The sequence below is a fragment of the Sphingomonas sp. CFBP 8765 genome (assembly GCF_014841445.1).
Classification (GTDB): domain Bacteria; phylum Pseudomonadota; class Alphaproteobacteria; order Sphingomonadales; family Sphingomonadaceae; genus Sphingomonas; species Sphingomonas aerolata.
The window spans coordinates 634,811-650,306 of sequence record NZ_JACYTY010000001.1; the positions used below are offsets into that span (position 1 = coordinate 634,811).

Sequence of the window (15,496 nt, forward strand, 5' to 3'; positions counted from 1 at the left end):
ATAAAAATGTAGCGATACTAGCCTGCGACAGGTAGCCAAGAGTGTGAGCGACGCCGTTTCCAATTTCCAGGCCTTTGATGGCGTGCCGTTTCCAGCGGCCAGACGCGGCGCGGCACCGGACGTGACCGCGCGCAGTGCTGCGTCGCAGATCCGCACCGGGATCATCTGCAACCCCAAGAGCCACCGGAATCGCAGCAGCGTCGAGGCGACGCGGCCGTTCGTGTCGGGCACGGTGCTCGCGGTCACGCCGCGGACCCAGGCCGAACTAGCCGAGGTGCTGACCGATTTCGCGCAGCACGGGATCGAGCTGCTGGTGATCGACGGCGGCGACGGCACGATCCGCGACGTGCTGACCGCGGCGGCGACGGTGTGGACGGGCGCGATGCCGCGGGTCGCGATCGTGCCGTCGGGCAAGACCAACGCGCTCGCACTCGATCTCGGCATCCCCGATCACTGGACGCTCGACCAGGCGCTCGCCGCGGCGCGCGACGGCGCGAGCATCGTCCGTCGCCCGGTCGAGGTCGAACGCGCCGGCACCGGCCAGAAACTCCGCGGATTCCTGTTCGGCGCGGGCGCGTTCGTCGAGGCGACCGGGCTGGCGCAGCGCGCGCACCGCGCGGGCGCGTTCAAGGGCTTCGCGGTCGGCGTCGCGCTGAGCTGGGCGATCGTCCAGACGCTGTTCGGGCGCGCATCGGGGATGTGGCGCGCGGGCAACCGGATGCACGTCCGCTACGATGCCGCCGCCGATGCCGGCCGGGTCGCGGACACCGACACGCATCGCTACATCCTGCTCGCCTCGACGCTGACGCGGATGCCGCTGGGCGTCCAGCCGTTCGGCGCCGCGCGCGACGGGCTGAAGACGCTGCTGGTCGATGCGCCGCCGCGCTGGCTCGCCGCCGCCGCACCGCTGATCGTCGCGGGCTCGCCGGCCAAATGGCTCGACCGGGCGGGCTATCACCGGATCGACACGCCCGCGCTCGACGTGACGATGGAGGCGGGCTTCATCCTCGACGGCGAAGTCTATCCGGGCGGCGCGCTGACGATCCGCCAAGCGGCGCCGATCAGCTTCGTCGTCCCGTGAGCGCGACGCTCGGCGCGCTCGTCCGCGACCAGCTCGCCGCCCCGGTGATCCCTGCGGTGCGGCGTGTCGCCGAGGCGCTCGCGGCGACGCCCGGCGCGATCGGCATCCTGTTCTACGGCTCGAACCTGCGGACCGGGGCGACCGAGGGCGTGCTCGACTTCTACGTGCTCACTGCGGGTCCGCCCGAACGCGGCATCTGGCCGACCGTCAGCTACCGCGAGTTCGACGAGGCGGGCGAGACGCTGCGCGCGAAGATCGCGACGATGCGGCTGTCGACCTTCGCCAAGGCGGCGGACGCGGGGACGCTCGACACCACGATCTGGACGCGGTTCGTGCAGCCCTGTGCGCTGGTGTGGTCGCGCGACGAGGCGACGACCGCGCGGATCGCTGAGGCGATCGCCGCCGCCGCACGTTCCGCCGCCCGGTTCGCCGCCGCGCTCGGCCCCGAGACGGGCACCCCGCGCGACTATTGGCGGGCGCTGTTCCGCCAGACCTATGCCGCCGAATTCCGCGTCGAAAAGGGCGGGCGCGAGGATCAGATCATCGGCTTCGACCCCGACCGCTATGACCGGCTGCTCCCGCTCGCCTGGGCGGCGGACGGGATCGCCGTGACGGCCGAGGGCGAGGCGCTGCGCCCTGCCCTGCCGCCCGCACGCCGCGCCGCGGTGCTGCGCGCGTGGCGGCTGCGACGGCGCGCGGGCAAGCCGATCAACATCGCCCGGCTGATGCGCGCCGCCTTCACCTTCGACGGCGCCGCCCGTTACGGCGCGTGGAAGATCGAGCGGCATACCGGGATCGCCGTGCCGCTGTCGCCCTGGGCCGAGCGGCATCCGATCCTTGCCGCGCCCGGCGTGCTGTGGCGCGTCTGGCGCGCGCGGCAGGCGGCATGACGGACGCCGTGCCTACCCCGTTCAACGCGCTGATCCTCGCCGGGTCGCGCGGTGGCGTCGATCCGCTCGCGGCCTATGCGGGCGTCGCGCACAAGGCGCTGATCCTGCTCGAGGGACGGACCTTGCTCGCGCGGGTCGCGGACGCACTGCGACAGGCGGGCGCGGGCGTGATCGCGGTATCGGTATCGGACGCCGCGGTGCGCGATCATGCGGTCGCGCTGGGGCTGCGGGTGCTCGACGCCGCGAGCGGCCCGAGTCTGAGCGTCGGCGACGGGATCGCCGCGCTTGGCACCCCGCTGCTCGTGACCACCGCGGATCATGCGCTGCTTCGGCCCGAATGGATCACGCGGTTCCAGTCCGACATCCCCGCCGACGCCGATGTCGCGGTGCTGCTCGCGCGACGCGATGTGGTCGAGGCGGCGGCGCCGGGGACGCGACGCACCTATCTCCGCTTCGCCGATGGCGGCTGGTCGGGGTGCAACCTGTTCCGCTTCGCTACCCCCAGGTCGATCGCCGCGATCGATCTGTGGCGGCAGGTCGAGGCGGATCGCAAGCGGCCGTGGCGGATCGTCCGCCGGCTCGGCCCGGGGCTGTTGCTGCGCTATGCGCTGGGCCGGCTGACGCTCGGCGATGCGATCGCGCATCTCGGGCGCAAGGCGGGGCTGGTCGCGGCAGCGGTCGCGACGCCGTACGGGCTGGCCGCGGTCGATGTCGACAAGCCCGCCGATCTCGACCTCGTCCGGTCGCTCCCGCCCGTCCCGCCCGTCCCGCCCGTCCCGCGATAACGCTATCGCGCGGATTTGGGGTCTATTCGCGACCCCCCGCTTCGTGCGAAAGCGCGCGCATGATTGCACCGACCTCGCCTCCGTCCGCCCCCCGGGCCCGCATGACCGCGATCGGCATTTATGGCAGCGCCGGCCGGATGGGCCGCGCGATCACCGACGCGATCGAGACCGCGGGCGCGACGCTCGCGGGCGGCGTCGATGCGGGCGACGACCCCAGCCCGCTCGCGGCCGCCGCCGACGTGCTGGTCGACTTCTCGACCCCCTCGGCGATCGAGGCGCATCTCGCCGCCGCGCGCGCGGCGGGCACCGCGCTCGTCATCGGCACGACCGGCCTGACCCCGCAGCACCAGTCGCTGATCGACGCGGCGGCTGCCGACATCGCGATCCTCCAGACCGGCAACACCTCGCTCGGCGTCACGCTGCTCGGCATCCTGGTACGCGAGGCCGCGGCGCGGCTCGGCCCCGACTGGGACGTCGAGATCGTCGAGATGCATCACCGGCACAAGGTCGACGCGCCGTCGGGCACCGCGCTGCTGCTCGGCGAGGCCGCCGCGCGCGGGCGCGATTCGACGCTTGCAGAACTGCGCGTCGACAGCCGCGCCGGGCTGGTCGGCGCACGCAGCGAGGGGACGATCGGTTTCGCGTCGCTGCGCGGCGGGTCGGTGATCGGCGACCACAGCGTGATCTTCGCGGGCGAAGGCGAGCGGATCGAGCTCAACCACCGCGGCGACGATCGCAGCATCTTCGCACGCGGTGCGGTGCGCGCGGCGCTCTGGCTCGCCGACCAGCCCGCCGGCCGCTACCGGATGGGCGACGTGCTGGGGCTGTGAGCCAGTGAAGAAGGCCGACGTCGTCGACTTCTATGCGCGGCTCGCCGAGGCCGATCCGCATCCCGAGACCGAGCTCGAATTCGTCAATCCCTACACGCTCGTCGTCGCGGTCGCCTTGTCCGCACAGGCGACCGACATCGGCGTCAACAAGGCGACGCGCGCGCTGTTCCGCATCGCCGACACGCCGCAGGCGATGCTCGCGCTCGGGCTCGACGCGCTGAAGGAGCACATCAAGACGATCGGCCTGTACAACACCAAGGCCAAGAACGTCATCGCGCTGTCGCAGATGCTCGTCGACGAGCATGACGGCGTCGTCCCGAACGACCGCGCCGCGCTCGAACGCCTGCCCGGCGTCGGCCGCAAGACCGCCAATGTCGTGCTCAACGTCGCGTTCGGCGCGGAGACCTTCGCGGTCGACACGCACATCTTCCGCGTCGGCAACCGCACCGGCCTCGCGCGCGGCAAGACCCCGCTCGCGGTCGAGCTGAAGCTCGACGCGGCCACCCCCCAGCCCTTCCGCCTCCACGCGCATCACTGGCTGATCCTGCACGGCCGCTATGTCTGCAAAGCGCGCACCCCCGAATGCTGGCGCTGCCTCGTCGCGGACCTGTGCGCGTTCAAGCCCAAGACCCCGCCGCCCAAGGTCGCCGCCAAGATCGGCGCGGCCAAGAAAATGGCTGGCGCACCCGACTAGGCTTTGCTACGCGCACGCCTCAGGCACCCGTAGCTCAGCTGGATAGAGCGCTGCCCTCCGAAGGCAGAGGCCACTGGTTCGAATCCAGTCGGGTGCACCAAACTTCACTTTTTCTCTCCTGATTTCAATGCCTTAGCGGCATCTTTGGCTAACCTTTCCGCAAGGTTAGCCAAAAGCTTGTCCGCGGCGGTGTCTGAAAGCGTGCGCTGATCGGCTGCGGCGGTGTACCGCGCGACCTCGCTGTCGGTCGTGTGACCGGTCCACGCCTTGATCTCCTGATTCGAGCAGCCGGCCTCGGCGAAGCGGCGCGCGGCGGCTTTGCGCAGCCCGTGTGCCGAGCAGTTCGGCAGGCCAGCCTCGTCGCACCACTGGCGGAACTTGTTGCCGAAGCCCTTCACCGAGAACTGCTTTCCGAACTCGGTGACGACGAAGAACGCGCCGACCGTCGGCGTCGCGAGGATCGACTCTGCCAGGCCGGGCATGATCGGCAGCGACACGAAGACCTTCGTCTTTTCCTGCGTCAGTTCGAGCCGGGTGTCGCGAACGCTGGCGGGACCCATCTTGCGGGCATCACCGCCGCGCTGGCCGGTCCAGATCATCAGATCGAACGCCAGCCGGGCGACCGTGCCGATCGCGTGGCGCCGTTCGTAGGCGGCGATCTCTTCCTCGGTCCAGCTGTGGAATCCGCCACCGCTAACCTTGAAGGGCCGCGTGACGATGACCGGGTTCGATCCGGCCATGCCGATGCGCATGGCGAACTTCATCAGCGCGGAAAGCCGCTTGCGAAGCATGTTCGCCGACGTCCGATGCGGCAGCAGCTCGGCGAGCATCGCCTCGACGTGACGCGGCTGCAGCTCGCGCACCATGATCTCGCCGTATCGCCGCCCCTTGCGGGTCCGCGAGCGCCAGCGCTCGAGCGTGCCGCGATAGACGACGCGTGTGCGCTCGCCCGGATCGAGAAAGTCGGGCGAACGGTAATAGCGGGACAGCAGGTCGTCGAACGTGCCGACGGCGGCGCGGTTGGCGCCGGCCTCGATCGCGGGCGCGCTGACGCCTTCGTTGCACGCGCGAAGCTCGGCCAGAAACGCGTCGGTCCCCGGCTCGTTCTTGAAATAATAGGTGACGAAGCCCGTCCGGCGGTAGCGATAATGGGCCTTGCCATGCCGGTCGCGGAACGTGCTGACGTGCTTCGGAAGCCAGCGCCGCTTCATGCGAACATCTCGTCCAGGCTGTTCGCACCGGCGGGGACGCCCCCTGCCCCGGTCGTGACTATGATCCGGCCGGGTTCGATCTCGACCCGCACGGGAATGCCGACCTTCTCGGCTGCGCGAAGCACCCGGGTAAGATCAGCCTGCTTGATCAACGCTCGCGCACTCATGCGTCGGCCCCGTCAATTAGTTGGTTTGGCGCCATCGGACGCCGGGCGAGTTGTGCGACAGGAAGGCGCCAGAGTCGGCGGCGTTGCCGATCACTCCACCGGGTTTCAAGTCGGCGCATACAGACGACTGAGCGGCCAATATCTTGCACATCTATTAACGCGAACGGCACCAGGATTGTACGCCACTGACGGCGGGCATGGTGCCGGACGCTCCCCCGCTCGGCTTTGGTCAGCTGGCGGATCATGGCAGCACCGCGGCAGCGGCTGCCGCCAGCGTCAGGATCCACGCGAAGAAGCTGGCGGCGATGACGAGGACGACCCGCGAGCGCAGCGAAAGGGAGGCAACGGCGGGGGCGGCCATCACAGCATCCCCAGTGCCTGGAGGTAGACCTCGAGGATGGCCTCCTCTTCCTGATACTCCTCCCGCTTCTTCTTGCGGATCGACAGGATCTTGCGGATCGCCTTGGGGTCGTAACCGCGACCCTTCGCCTCGGCCATCACGTCCTTGATGTCGTCGCTGATCCCCTTCTTCTCCTCCTCGAGGCGCTCGGCGCGTTCGATCAGAAGGCGCAGCTCGTCGGCCGCGACGTGACCGCCGCCCATGCCTTCGTTCCGGTCTGCGGTGGTCTGGGTCATGCGATCGAACCTTTTTGTGAAGTGTGGAGGGGGCAGAGGGCGCGCGGAAACGTGGGCGGATGCCCTGGCTGGCTTGGCTGACGGGGGCCGCCATCGGTCCCGCGGTGTGGAATGGCGTCCGACACTCGCTGCACGGGTTCGACATTGCCGAGCGCGAGCCGGACGATGCGGGGCCATTGCGGGATCAGGCTGGCGGTGATGACGCCGAGCGCCGTCGCGCCGCCCCCGACAAGCAAACCGATGCCGGCACCGTGGATGAGGTGCGGCACGATCATGCGCGGCGATCCGGCATGCCCGCGATGACCATGACGATCGCGACGGGGATCCAGACAAAGGCGAACGCGATCAGTAGCGTGAGTTTGGCGGCACGGCGACGACGCATGCGGCGAGAGACCTGACGCGTACCCGACGCGTTGGCGACGATGCTCACTGGTACACCGTGATCGGAAAGGCCTCGCCGCTGCAGCCTGTGCAGGTCGTTTCGTTCGTCCAGGCACAGCTGCCGGCATCATCAGGCAAACCGCACGGATCCCAGTGGCTGCACCCGCAACCGACACAGATCCGCGGACGCGCATCGGCAGGCGCATCGCGCAGCTGCAGGTACACGTCGACGTCGAGTGGGTAGGCGTCGCGCAGACCGTGGATCGTCTCGACATAGCGAGCCGCAGTGCCGTCGGTTTCCAGCTGCCGGATCAGTCTGGCGGCGTCGGCCTGGTTGTTCGGTGCGATCCGTCTGGCGGCGTCAGAGACCGATAGGCCTGCCGCGGCCCGGCGGAGGCGGAGGTATGCGGCGGGCGTGAGCGGGGCGACCTGCGCGGCGGCAAGCGGCACGGAGCGACCGGTCGACGGAGTGACGTGGAGCATGGCTCGATCCTTTGAGGCAAGGCTTTGGCGTCACCGGAAGCACGGGCTTCCGGCGGGGCGGTGGGTCGGTGGGATACGGTGTGGGAGGTGGAGTGCGGCGCTGCCGCGCGCGATCAGCCCGGGGCGGGCGTGATCGCGGCGGGCGACGTCACGACGTCGTCATTGGCCGGGGTGCGGTTATCGTCATTCGCCGGCGTCGGTCGGCTCCCGCAAATGTTCGGGTTGGAAAAAGGGAGGCGGATGTCCGGGTTGGGGCAGGCACTCGGCACGATCGTGCGGATGACCTGCAGCTCGGCGACGAACACATGCCCGCAGGTGTCGTTCTCGCAGCGATAGCGGATATGCCGCACCATCGTGGTCAACGCCGCGCTGTTGCGGATCCCCGCCGGCCCGCTGCAATGCGGGCAGGCGATGCCGGGAATGCGATGCTTGGTAGGTTTCGAGATCGTCATTGTGTTCCCCGGACTGGCGCTGTGTTCGATCGCGCGCCGAGCCTTGCGATGCTGGCGAGCCGACGGCGGATCGCGGTTAGCGCGCTCTCGGCCTCCTCGACCTCGCCGACGGCACGGATGATGTCGCGCTCGGAGGCGTTTGAAAGCGTTACGGCAAACCCGGCGGCGACGGCTTCGCCGGACTCACGCGCGAAGGTTGCGAAATCCCCGGCAAGCGCATCGCTGCAGGCGATCGCAGCCTCCACGGCAACGTCGAGCTTGTGCATGTAGGTGTCCAGAAACGGGGCACCCTCGCCACCGGCCAGCCGGTAGGCGATGTCGAATTGCAACGCCTGCTCGATCGTCGGTCGCTTTTTCGAGCGTTCTTCCGACCAGTAGCGCACCGTCCGGTTGGACCGGTGAGCGATCTTCCGGCACGTCTCAAAAGAGAGCGAAGCCGCGACGCGTGTCATGGCGTTCGCGAAAGTGCGGGGGGTGCGGATGGTAGTCATGCGCGAACCATTCGGTGCGAAATGCCGGTGCGATCGCACGAGATATTTCGAATCTGATCCGGTACGCCATTAGACGTGGGCTCAAGTGGATAGATATCGGGGCGGAGATTATGACGCGACACACCAGTCTGAGCCTCAACTGCGATACAATGTTCAGGCGGCAAGCGCTTGCTGGTCTTTAGCCACTTCCACACAGCTGGCTGCGATACGCCGCAAATACGGGCAAGACCCGTTTGCGAGCCGACACGGGCTACCGCGGCCTCTAGCGCTTCAAACGGGGTCTTTGTGTCATCCATAAATGCATCTATAACTGCATTTATGGATCAGTCAATAGCTGCATTTAGATGGTGCGCTATAACTGTCGCTATAGGATGAGCGGATGACTTTAGGAGAACGCGTCAGCGCTCGGATGAAAATGCTCGGACTTTCACAGTCCGAGCTTGCCCGCCGCGTAGGGCTATCGCAGCCCGCAATCTACGCGCTGATCAACCGAAATAAGACGGGATCGAAGAGCCTACACGAGATCGCTCGGGAGTTACGTACGACGACGGCATATCTGACGGGCGAAACTGACGACGCGAGTGAGGGGGCCCTTCCAGCGCCGACCGAAAGCGAAGTTGCAGCGCATCTGGATTTAGTGCCAATCGCAATGGTCGATATGGCTTACGGCATGGGAGCGACTTTCGCCGACGGTCAAATCGGCGTTGAAATGGTTCATTTTCCAAAAGCTTGGGTAGATCAGTTGACCCATAGTGCGGCAACGCACTTGGCGTGGGCGCGGGGCAAGGGCGACTCCATGGCGCCCACGATCAACGACAATGATATGGTGCTCATAGACCGGTCGGAACGGCGTGTGGGCGATCAGGATCTGATCTGGGCGTTTACGATTGGCGATATGGCGATGATAAAGCGTCTTCGTATTCGCGGCGATAAAGTGATTATCATGTCAGATAGTTCTGAAGTCTCGGATGACTCGGCGCATCCTGATGAAATCAATATTATTGGTCGCATTACGAGAGTCGTAAAACGAGTTTGATGGGTGCAACTTAAGGCCGCTATCAGCCAGTTGCTTATAAATACTGCTTGTCCGTATTCATAAATTTACAACACTTGAATATTGATTAATTGCTAGCGCATTCTAAGCTGCGCCGATTCATCGATGAACGGGACGTTATATATGGCCGATAGTCGCAAGCCGTGGCAGCGGCCGATCTTGATCCGCATGAACGCAGCCGACGCTCAAAATGCCCGACTTCGCTATTACCGCGATATGTTTCAGCGTTCTATGGGATCTTAATTTGCTCAGCAGCAGCGAGCGAAGGATGTCGATCTATCACCCGGCATTTTCTAATGTCAGGGCAGTGGTAAATCCGCGATCCGCAATCAATTCGTGCGAGACGTCCGCGACCAGCCATTTTGCCGCGTCAATATCCGCTTTGAACCCCTGAATGATGATGGGCCGCTCCGGGTAGATCTCTAGCCGCCCCAGCGCGAGGCCCAGATCCAAAGAGCGAGGCTCGCGTGCGGCGCGGCCCTGCTCGGCAGCCGCTGCGCGGCGGGCAGCGTCCTCGCTGGGATAGGTCCGCGCCAGACGCTTGACCTCGCCGGCGCCGGTGCCGACCGTCACGGTCTTCTTCTTCGCGCCCTTGCGATCATGCCAATCGGCCGAAACGCTGCCCGCTTCTTCGCGTTTGCGGATCCGGAAGCTGTGACGATCGCCGTCGCCGCGGCGGATCGTGATTGCCGGGATCGCCGTGCCGGTTGCCGTTGTCGCGGCGCCGGTAGGCGAAAGGATCAATGCGCCGCCCTTCACCGTTGCCACCGCGTCATGCTCGCGCCCCAGCCGGCGCAGCAGCGCAATGTCGCTCTCGCGGGTCTGTGCCATCGCCTTGACCGCGATCGCCGCCAGCGCGGGCGCGCAACGCGGTACCAGCCGGTTACGCCCGGCAATCTCGGTGACGATCGCGCCGAGCGTCGTGTCGTGCCAGCTCTTCTCGCGACGCGTGGCAATCGCGCTGGTGAAGTCGGCTGCTCGGGCACGGATCGTGATCTGGTCGGGCGGGCCGCTATGCTCGACCTCGTCGACGGTGAACTTGCCCTTGTCGACCAGGCCGACCGTCACGCCGAATCCGGCCAACCAGCCGAGCTGCACGCTCAGCGTCGCGCCCTCGCGCGGCATCGCCAGCCGGCCGTCCGAATCGTCGAGCGTGATCTCGAGCTGGTCGGCGTCGCCGCCACGACGCTCGCTCAGCCGCAGCGTAATGAGGCGGGGCCGGATCCGGTCGGTCAGGTCGGTGCCGTCGAGCGTGACCTTGAAGTCGGGGAGGCGATCGATGCCCCCGACGAGGTGGACCATGTTGAGCACGTCGATCTCGATTAGCGTCACGCCGTTCCATTCGAGCCGGTAATAGACGAGCGCCATCTTGACCTTGAACTCGCCGCCTTCGCCGACCTTCTGCTCGCCCATGTCGATCTCTTCGTGGCGGCCGCGCACGGTCACCTCAACCGCGTCGGAGGTGCCGGTCGCGTCGTTCTGATACTGACCGGCGAAGCGTAGGAAGATTCCGCCGATCGTCGGCGACCCGCTCTGTAGCAGCACGTCGCGCAGCGGACCGCCGGCGCTGAATTCCAGCTCCATCGCCTCGGCGCCCATGTCGAGCTTGACGGTGCCGTCCATCCCGCCACCCCGATATTCCTCGAGCTTGCGGGTGAGTTTGGGCAGCGTCACCGAGGGCACTTCGCCCAGATAGCTGCGGCCTTCGTTGAACAAATTCTGGTTCTTCAGCTTGCGGGGGAGTGCCATGCTCGGCTCCTGTCAGTCGGGAAAAAGGGCGATCAGGCGACGGCGAAGTCGGCGAGATAGCTGTCGGTGATGCGCTGGGTCAGCAGCAGGTTTTCGAGCGGCGGGACCGGCGTGTAGTCGTAATCGATGACGACCTTGCCGGTCTTGAGCGTCGCGGCGGTGTTCTTGTCGGCATCGAACCAGGCGCTGCCGCCAAGGATCTGCCCGGCGCTCTTCATGCCGCGCAGCGTGCCGTTGATCGTCTCGACGATGTCCTTGACGAGGCTTGGGCGCAGTGGCTTGTCGATCGCCCACATCATGCCCCCCGCAATCGTATCCATGAGGATCTGCGCGGTGCGCGTCGCGGACTCGAACGTGAAGGGCGAGGTCGGGTCAGCGGTCGTGCGCGATCCCCAGAAGCGAAAGCCTCCGCCGCTGCGGATCAGCGCGGTAACCTGCTTGGCGTTCAGCAAGTTCGCCTCGCAGGCGGGATCCTGTACGTCGAACTGGACATCCTTGGTGAGCCCGAGCACGCCGACGACGGGCACGTTCGACAGCGTCTTGTGCCAGCCTTCGTCGCGGTCTATCCGCGCGCGCATGCCGAGCGCACGGGCGGCCGCAAAGCTGGTGGCGTTGGCGCCGGCGAGCGTGTCGAAGGCGACGAAGTCGGGGCAGACGAGCATCAGCTCGCGCGCGTCGAAGCCGGCGCGGTAGTCGATCGCAGCCGCAATGTCGGCGCCGATCGCCGCGGCATAGGCCATCGCGCGCAGTTTCTGCGCAACGACGATTAGTGCGGTCGTGACGGGGAGCGTGTCGAGCCCGGGGCAGCCGAGGATCCGCGGCTTGATGCCGAGCTGCGCCTCGGCCGCAAGCAGCGCCTGCATGCCGGTCTTCATGCCGTTTACCGTTCCGCCGATCACCGCGGTGTTGGTCGCGGCGGCATCGGCGCCGGCGGCAACGCGCACGATGACGACGGGCGTGCGGACCTGGTCGGCAATCGCCTGCAGCGCGAGGCGCAGCGTGCCGCCCGTGCCGGCAATGCCGATCGCGGCATCGATATCGGTGACGAGCACGGGGCGATTGAGCGGGAAAGCTGCGTCCAGCGCTGCAGTTGCGGCACCCGCCGGCGCGGTGGCAGTCGCGACCATGCCAATGACGGCGGTGGCCGTCTCGACCAATGCGCGCGCGCCCTCGGTAACTTCGGTGACGGTAATGCCATGCTGATAGGCCATGCGAACAGATCCTTTTAGGCGAACGCCGGCAGCGCGCCGGCAAGCGGGATGGAGAGACGGGTCCGCGCGGCGACCGCAGGGACGTCGGTGCGGCGGACGTCAAGGACGAGCGCGAAGAGCGCCTCGCCGACTTGCTGAATTGCGACGTTGGTCAGCACGATGCGCGGCTCCCAGCGCAGCAGCGCGAGCGCGGTCGCTGCGAGTAGACGCATGCGCCCCGCGGGGTTCATCGCCTGGTCGATCAGATCCGGGAGCAGCGAGCCGTATTCGCGCCGGCCGACGCGCGAGCCGATCGGCGTCGACAGTATGTCCGCGATAGACTCGCGCAGATGATCGAGCCCTTCGAGCGGCTTGCCGGTGACGGCGCTCATGCCGATCATCGTGGCGGACCCGAGACTGCACTGCCCGCGGTAACGCCGCTATGCACATGGGACTTCAGGCTCTTACCCCCGCCGATAACGTCATCGCTGGCGGTTGCCTTGCCGGTGATCGTCACGTCGCCAGTAATCGAGACCGGTCCGGTGATCGTGACGCCGCTCGGCGCGTCAATGCGGACCTTGCCGCCCGCGGGGAGCTGCGCGACCAGTAGATGCGCATGCGCGTCATAGGACAGGATCGCGCCGTCGCCGAACTGGATCAGGTCCAGATCCTCGGCCGAGGGCGCAGGCATCGCATCGGAAAACAGCCCCAGCACAGCGACGCCGCCATCGGTGTCGCCTTCGGGGCAGAGCAGCAGGCACTGCTCGCCGATCGTCGGCGGTGACCAGATGCGGGTGTTGCCAGCGCGCTGCACGATCCAGCAGATGTCGCCGGTGACGATCTCGCCGATCCGCACGCGGCACGTCGCATCGGCCCGATCGACGCTGTCGATGGTGCCGAGACGGATGATGTTGCCGATAATTCGGCGGGGATCGGGAAGCGCGTTCATGACGCGCGACATTGGCCTTGTCGGCCGCGCCGTGCGCGGGGTGGCGGGTGTGGAATGTGATCCCACACCCGATGGGTCAGGCGTTAATCTAGACCTCGGTCGCGTTTTCCGGCGCGGCCGGCGTGACGATCGCGCCGACTTCGATCTTGGCAGCTACGCCCAGCGCGACCTGTGTAACGCGTTCGGCGGTCGCCTTTTTATCATATACTCCGTTCTTCAGGCATGCGTTGACGAAGCGTTCGTGCTTCACATCATCGGTTTCGAAGGTAACCGGGACGCTGCAGCTTGCCGGATCATATTTGCCGATAGTCGTCTTCATGAACATTCCTCTCAGGTGTGGACCCATGTTCCGCCGTAATTATGCCAGAAGCGCATGGTGCCGGCCGCGGTGTTGATTTCGTAGTGGATATCCCCGTCGCTTCCGCCCGCCGGGGCGGCCGTGCTGCGGGTGATGGTGTCTCCAGGAAGATCGTCTTTGTAGTGGACGAAGCGCCCGCTATTGGCTCGCTTCAGCGCCACACCGTCACCCAGCGTCAGGGATGCTCGCGACAGCGACGCGACATCCCGGCCGAACTGATTGTCACGCAACAACACCTGGTCGGTGCCGTCCGGAATCGAAAGCGTATAGTTGCCCGCGTTTCCGCCGAAGGTCACCGATTTGAGTGTAATCGGCCCGGTGAATGCACCGCCGCTTTTCTGCATGAAGGCAGTCGAGTCGAGTCCGTCGAGCATATCCGCATCGAGCCCGGAGCCTGCGCCGTCGTTGCCCGCGTCCCACAGCATATTGCCTGCCCGCGTCGCGGCCTGCTTCAGCTGCAGCGCGCCCGCCGGGGTGAACCGCGCCATCTCGCCCGCCGCATTCTCCAGCACCAGCGGCCCCTGGCCACCGGTGACCCATGAGTTGACGATGCGGGTGCCACCGCCGGCCGAGCCGCTCGTGACGATCCCGAAATCGGTGACGAGGTTGGAAAGCGAAAACCGCCGCTCACCCGGGCGGCTGGCGGATCCGATGATCAGATTTCCGGCCGGATCGAGGACCAGCGTATCGGTCCCGAATTGTTCGTCCCGCACCGTCCATAGATTTGCGCCAGTGCGCAGACCGACCGACCAAAGACCCTGCGCGTCAGCGAAGCGCAGCCGCCCGCTCATGGTATCGCCTGCCCGGTTGATGGGTGAATATCCCAGCCGGGTGGTAATATCGGCGTACCAGGACCCGTCGCGACCATCGAGCAGATCGGCGTCGAGACCGGAACCCGCCCCGTCGTTACTGGCACGCCAGACATCGGCAATGTCACCGCCAAAGACGAAAGCGCCCAGATCGTTGTCGAGATTGACGCGGGCTTTGAGCTGGCCGTCGCTGAACCGAACCTCGACGACGAAGCCGGCAGTCTGACGTACGGGGATGAATCCCAGGCGCCCGACGATGTCGCTGTACCAGCTTCCATCCCGCCCATCGAGCAGGTCGGCGTCGAGACCGGAGCCTGCGCCGTCGTTACCGGCGTCCCACAACGCATTGCCGGCGCGCGTCGCTACTTGTTTGAGCTGCAGCACACCGGTCGGTGAAAACCGAGCCATCTCGCCGGCGGCATTCTCCATCACCAACGGCCCCTGGCCACCGGTCACCCATGAATTGACGATCCGCGAACCGCCCCCGGCCGATCCGCTCGTGACGATCCCGAAGTCGGTGACGAGGTTGGAAAGCGAAAATCGTCGCTCGCCTGGACGCGCGGCGGAGCCAATGATGAGGTTACCCGCCGGATCGAGGACCAAAGTGTCGGTACCGAACTGTTCGTCCCGTACTGTCCACAGATCTGCGCCAGGGCGCAGGCCAACCGACCAGTTGCCAATTTCGTCCGCGAATATGAGACGGCCGTGCATCGTATCGCCAGCGCTGTTGACCGGAGTAAAACCGAGCCAGTCAAGTAGAGCTGCAGCTGCAGTGGCGGGCGTGAGCGCACGATCGCCGACACGGGCGGACGCTTCTGCGACGGTAGCTAGTTCGACGACGCCGGCGGTGTCGGCGGTCGCGGGCGGGTTAAGGAAGTTCGCGTCACCGAACGTGATCTGGTTCGCGGCGACGTCGAGCATCGTTGCGTCGATCGCGAGCAGCATCAGCGCTGCGGCGGATTTTTCGATGATCGGCGCGGCCTGGCCGTAAGCGGCGAACAACGTCCCATCGGCGAGATACAGCGCCAAGCTGCGCACGGTATAGGTGTCGGCGGTTTCATCGCGGACAACGACATGGATCACGTCGGCCGCCACGCCCGTGCCAGAGATCGTGTTGATCCGCTTCACTTCCCCGGGCAGCACTGCGGTGGCGGGGCCGGCGGAAAGCGCCAGCGGCGAGACGCCGACGTTCGCAATGCGCACGGCGTTGGTCCCGTCGTGCGAAGCGTTGACGAGCGCTGCGCGGCCGGCGTCGGTAATGCGTAGGGTGATCGACATGATCTCTC

At 66.6% G+C, this 15,496-nt stretch carries 21 protein-coding genes and 1 tRNA gene; 7 read left to right on the top strand and 15 right to left on the bottom strand.

Going from position 1 to position 15,496, the window contains the following annotated elements:
- Window positions 1-43: 43 nt before the first annotated feature.
- The 6 genes from IFT87_RS03055 (at window position 44) to IFT87_RS03080 (ending at window position 4,380) form a co-directional block, all read left to right on the top strand.
- Window positions 44-1,081, top strand: a complete 1,038-nt coding sequence (locus tag IFT87_RS03055) for a diacylglycerol/lipid kinase family protein (protein ID WP_056405148.1) — start codon at window positions 44-46, stop codon at window positions 1,079-1,081.
- The gene (locus IFT87_RS03060) at window positions 1,078-1,971 is read left to right on the top strand and encodes a hypothetical protein (protein WP_192007421.1); all 894 of its coding nucleotides are present in this window, start codon (window positions 1,078-1,080) and stop codon (window positions 1,969-1,971) included. Before IFT87_RS03055 ends, IFT87_RS03060 begins: the two co-directional genes overlap by 4 nt.
- Window positions 1,968-2,756: a nucleotidyltransferase family protein gene (locus IFT87_RS03065; protein WP_192007423.1), complete on the top strand. Its 789-nt coding sequence runs from the start codon at window positions 1,968-1,970 to the stop codon at window positions 2,754-2,756. The genes IFT87_RS03060 and IFT87_RS03065 overlap by 4 nt, the downstream gene beginning before the upstream one ends.
- A gap of 101 nt (window positions 2,757-2,857) precedes the next feature.
- Window positions 2,858-3,586 carry a 4-hydroxy-tetrahydrodipicolinate reductase gene (dapB, locus tag IFT87_RS03070; RefSeq protein ID WP_056405144.1) on the top strand — a complete coding sequence of 243 codons (729 nt, stop codon included), beginning with the start codon at window positions 2,858-2,860 and terminating at the stop codon, window positions 3,584-3,586.
- 4 nt (window positions 3,587-3,590) lie between these two features.
- On the top strand, window positions 3,591-4,280 hold the full coding sequence (gene nth, locus IFT87_RS03075) for an endonuclease III (RefSeq protein WP_031441705.1): 690 nt from the start codon (window positions 3,591-3,593) through the stop codon (window positions 4,278-4,280).
- Window positions 4,281-4,303: 23 nt separating this feature from the next.
- Window positions 4,304-4,380, top strand: a tRNA-Arg gene (locus IFT87_RS03080).
- A 4-nt stretch (window positions 4,381-4,384) separates the two neighbouring features.
- Here the strand turns inward: IFT87_RS03080 and IFT87_RS03085 are convergent.
- From IFT87_RS03085 to IFT87_RS03125, 9 genes are all read right to left on the bottom strand, one after another.
- On the bottom strand, window positions 4,385-5,491 hold the full coding sequence (locus tag IFT87_RS03085) for a tyrosine-type recombinase/integrase (RefSeq protein ID WP_192007425.1): 1,107 nt from the start codon (window positions 5,489-5,491) through the stop codon (window positions 4,385-4,387).
- On the bottom strand, window positions 5,488-5,658 hold the full coding sequence (locus IFT87_RS03090) for a hypothetical protein (RefSeq protein ID WP_192007427.1): 171 nt from the start codon (window positions 5,656-5,658) through the stop codon (window positions 5,488-5,490). The genes IFT87_RS03085 and IFT87_RS03090 overlap by 4 nt, the downstream gene beginning before the upstream one ends.
- Before the next feature lie 360 nt (window positions 5,659-6,018).
- The gene (locus tag IFT87_RS03095) at window positions 6,019-6,261 is read right to left on the bottom strand and encodes a DUF2312 domain-containing protein (RefSeq protein ID WP_197975133.1); all 243 of its coding nucleotides are present in this window, start codon (window positions 6,259-6,261) and stop codon (window positions 6,019-6,021) included.
- Between the two features lie 29 nt (window positions 6,262-6,290).
- On the bottom strand, window positions 6,291-6,569 hold the full coding sequence (locus tag IFT87_RS03100; RefSeq protein ID WP_192007431.1) for a hypothetical protein: 279 nt from the start codon (window positions 6,567-6,569) through the stop codon (window positions 6,291-6,293).
- Complete coding sequence (locus IFT87_RS03105) at window positions 6,566-6,724, bottom strand: hypothetical protein (protein WP_192007433.1); 159 nt, start codon at window positions 6,722-6,724, stop codon at window positions 6,566-6,568. Before IFT87_RS03105 ends, IFT87_RS03100 begins: the two co-directional genes overlap by 4 nt.
- The gene (locus IFT87_RS03110) at window positions 6,721-7,158 is read right to left on the bottom strand and encodes a hypothetical protein (RefSeq protein WP_192007435.1); all 438 of its coding nucleotides are present in this window, start codon (window positions 7,156-7,158) and stop codon (window positions 6,721-6,723) included. The genes IFT87_RS03105 and IFT87_RS03110 overlap by 4 nt, the downstream gene beginning before the upstream one ends.
- Window positions 7,159-7,271: 113 nt before the next feature.
- Complete coding sequence (locus IFT87_RS03115) at window positions 7,272-7,610, bottom strand: ogr/Delta-like zinc finger family protein (protein WP_192007437.1); 339 nt, start codon at window positions 7,608-7,610, stop codon at window positions 7,272-7,274.
- Window positions 7,607-8,101, bottom strand: coding sequence for a hypothetical protein (locus tag IFT87_RS03120; protein ID WP_192007439.1), 495 nt, complete (start codon window positions 8,099-8,101; stop codon window positions 7,607-7,609). Before IFT87_RS03120 ends, IFT87_RS03115 begins: the two co-directional genes overlap by 4 nt.
- Window positions 8,098-8,397 carry a transcriptional regulator gene (locus IFT87_RS03125; RefSeq protein ID WP_192007441.1) on the bottom strand — a complete coding sequence of 100 codons (300 nt, stop codon included), beginning with the start codon at window positions 8,395-8,397 and terminating at the stop codon, window positions 8,098-8,100. Before IFT87_RS03125 ends, IFT87_RS03120 begins: the two co-directional genes overlap by 4 nt.
- A gap of 83 nt (window positions 8,398-8,480) precedes the next feature.
- Here IFT87_RS03125 and IFT87_RS03130 point away from each other — a divergent pair, with 83 nt between their 5' ends.
- A complete protein-coding gene (locus IFT87_RS03130; RefSeq protein ID WP_192007442.1) occupies window positions 8,481-9,137 on the top strand; it encodes an XRE family transcriptional regulator in 657 nt (218 codons plus the stop codon).
- Between the two features lie 297 nt (window positions 9,138-9,434).
- On the opposite strand, the gene IFT87_RS20980 is transcribed toward IFT87_RS03130, so the two are convergent.
- The 6 genes from IFT87_RS20980 to IFT87_RS03160 form a co-directional block, all read right to left on the bottom strand.
- On the bottom strand, window positions 9,435-10,904 hold the full coding sequence (locus IFT87_RS20980) for a phage major tail tube protein (RefSeq protein WP_192007444.1): 1,470 nt from the start codon (window positions 10,902-10,904) through the stop codon (window positions 9,435-9,437).
- Window positions 10,905-10,936: 32 nt separating this feature from the next.
- Window positions 10,937-12,115: a phage tail sheath subtilisin-like domain-containing protein gene (locus IFT87_RS03140; RefSeq protein ID WP_192007446.1), complete on the bottom strand. Its 1,179-nt coding sequence runs from the start codon at window positions 12,113-12,115 to the stop codon at window positions 10,937-10,939.
- 14 nt (window positions 12,116-12,129) lie between these two features.
- The gene (locus IFT87_RS03145) at window positions 12,130-12,486 is read right to left on the bottom strand and encodes a GPW/gp25 family protein (protein ID WP_249403164.1); all 357 of its coding nucleotides are present in this window, start codon (window positions 12,484-12,486) and stop codon (window positions 12,130-12,132) included.
- 5 nt (window positions 12,487-12,491) lie between these two features.
- Window positions 12,492-13,043, bottom strand: a complete 552-nt coding sequence (locus IFT87_RS03150) for a phage baseplate assembly protein V (protein ID WP_192007450.1) — start codon at window positions 13,041-13,043, stop codon at window positions 12,492-12,494.
- Window positions 13,044-13,131: 88 nt separating this feature from the next.
- Window positions 13,132-13,362 (bottom strand): hypothetical protein, encoded by a 231-nt coding sequence (locus IFT87_RS03155; RefSeq protein ID WP_192007452.1) that lies wholly within the window; start codon window positions 13,360-13,362, stop codon window positions 13,132-13,134.
- An 11-nt stretch (window positions 13,363-13,373) separates the two neighbouring features.
- A complete protein-coding gene (locus IFT87_RS03160; RefSeq protein ID WP_192007453.1) occupies window positions 13,374-15,488 on the bottom strand; it encodes a hypothetical protein in 2,115 nt (704 codons plus the stop codon).
- Window positions 15,489-15,496: the final 8 nt, after the last annotated feature.

What these genes read in the sequence shown, in the direction of transcription:
- IFT87_RS03130 (WP_192007442.1), top strand. Translation starts at nt 8,481, where the DNA reads ATGACTTTAGGAGAACGCGTCAGCGCTCGGATGAAAATGCTCGGACTT.
- IFT87_RS03145 (WP_249403164.1), bottom strand. Translation starts at nt 12,486, where the DNA reads ATGAGCGCCGTCACCGGCAAGCCGCTCGAAGGGCTCGATCATCTGCGC.
- IFT87_RS03095 (WP_197975133.1), bottom strand. Translation starts at nt 6,261, where the DNA reads ATGGGCGGCGGTCACGTCGCGGCCGACGAGCTGCGCCTTCTGATCGAA.
- IFT87_RS03155 (WP_192007452.1), bottom strand. Translation starts at nt 13,362, where the DNA reads ATGAAGACGACTATCGGCAAATATGATCCGGCAAGCTGCAGCGTCCCG.
- IFT87_RS03150 (WP_192007450.1), bottom strand. Translation starts at nt 13,043, where the DNA reads ATGAACGCGCTTCCCGATCCCCGCCGAATTATCGGCAACATCATCCGT.
- IFT87_RS03100 (WP_192007431.1), bottom strand. Translation starts at nt 6,569, where the DNA reads ATGATCGTGCCGCACCTCATCCACGGTGCCGGCATCGGTTTGCTTGTC.
- IFT87_RS03160 (WP_192007453.1), bottom strand. Translation starts at nt 15,488, where the DNA reads ATGTCGATCACCCTACGCATTACCGACGCCGGCCGCGCAGCGCTCGTC.
- IFT87_RS03090 (WP_192007427.1), bottom strand. Translation starts at nt 5,658, where the DNA reads ATGAGTGCGCGAGCGTTGATCAAGCAGGCTGATCTTACCCGGGTGCTT.
- IFT87_RS03085 (WP_192007425.1), bottom strand. Translation starts at nt 5,491, where the DNA reads ATGAAGCGGCGCTGGCTTCCGAAGCACGTCAGCACGTTCCGCGACCGG.
- IFT87_RS03125 (WP_192007441.1), bottom strand. Translation starts at nt 8,397, where the DNA reads ATGGATGACACAAAGACCCCGTTTGAAGCGCTAGAGGCCGCGGTAGCC.
- IFT87_RS03110 (WP_192007435.1), bottom strand. Translation starts at nt 7,158, where the DNA reads ATGCTCCACGTCACTCCGTCGACCGGTCGCTCCGTGCCGCTTGCCGCC.
- IFT87_RS03115 (WP_192007437.1), bottom strand. Translation starts at nt 7,610, where the DNA reads ATGACGATCTCGAAACCTACCAAGCATCGCATTCCCGGCATCGCCTGC.
- IFT87_RS20980 (WP_192007444.1), bottom strand. Translation starts at nt 10,904, where the DNA reads ATGGCACTCCCCCGCAAGCTGAAGAACCAGAATTTGTTCAACGAAGGC.
- IFT87_RS03065 (WP_192007423.1), top strand. Translation starts at nt 1,968, where the DNA reads ATGACGGACGCCGTGCCTACCCCGTTCAACGCGCTGATCCTCGCCGGG.
- dapB (WP_056405144.1), top strand. Translation starts at nt 2,858, where the DNA reads ATGACCGCGATCGGCATTTATGGCAGCGCCGGCCGGATGGGCCGCGCG.
- IFT87_RS03140 (WP_192007446.1), bottom strand. Translation starts at nt 12,115, where the DNA reads ATGGCCTATCAGCATGGCATTACCGTCACCGAAGTTACCGAGGGCGCG.
- IFT87_RS03120 (WP_192007439.1), bottom strand. Translation starts at nt 8,101, where the DNA reads ATGACTACCATCCGCACCCCCCGCACTTTCGCGAACGCCATGACACGC.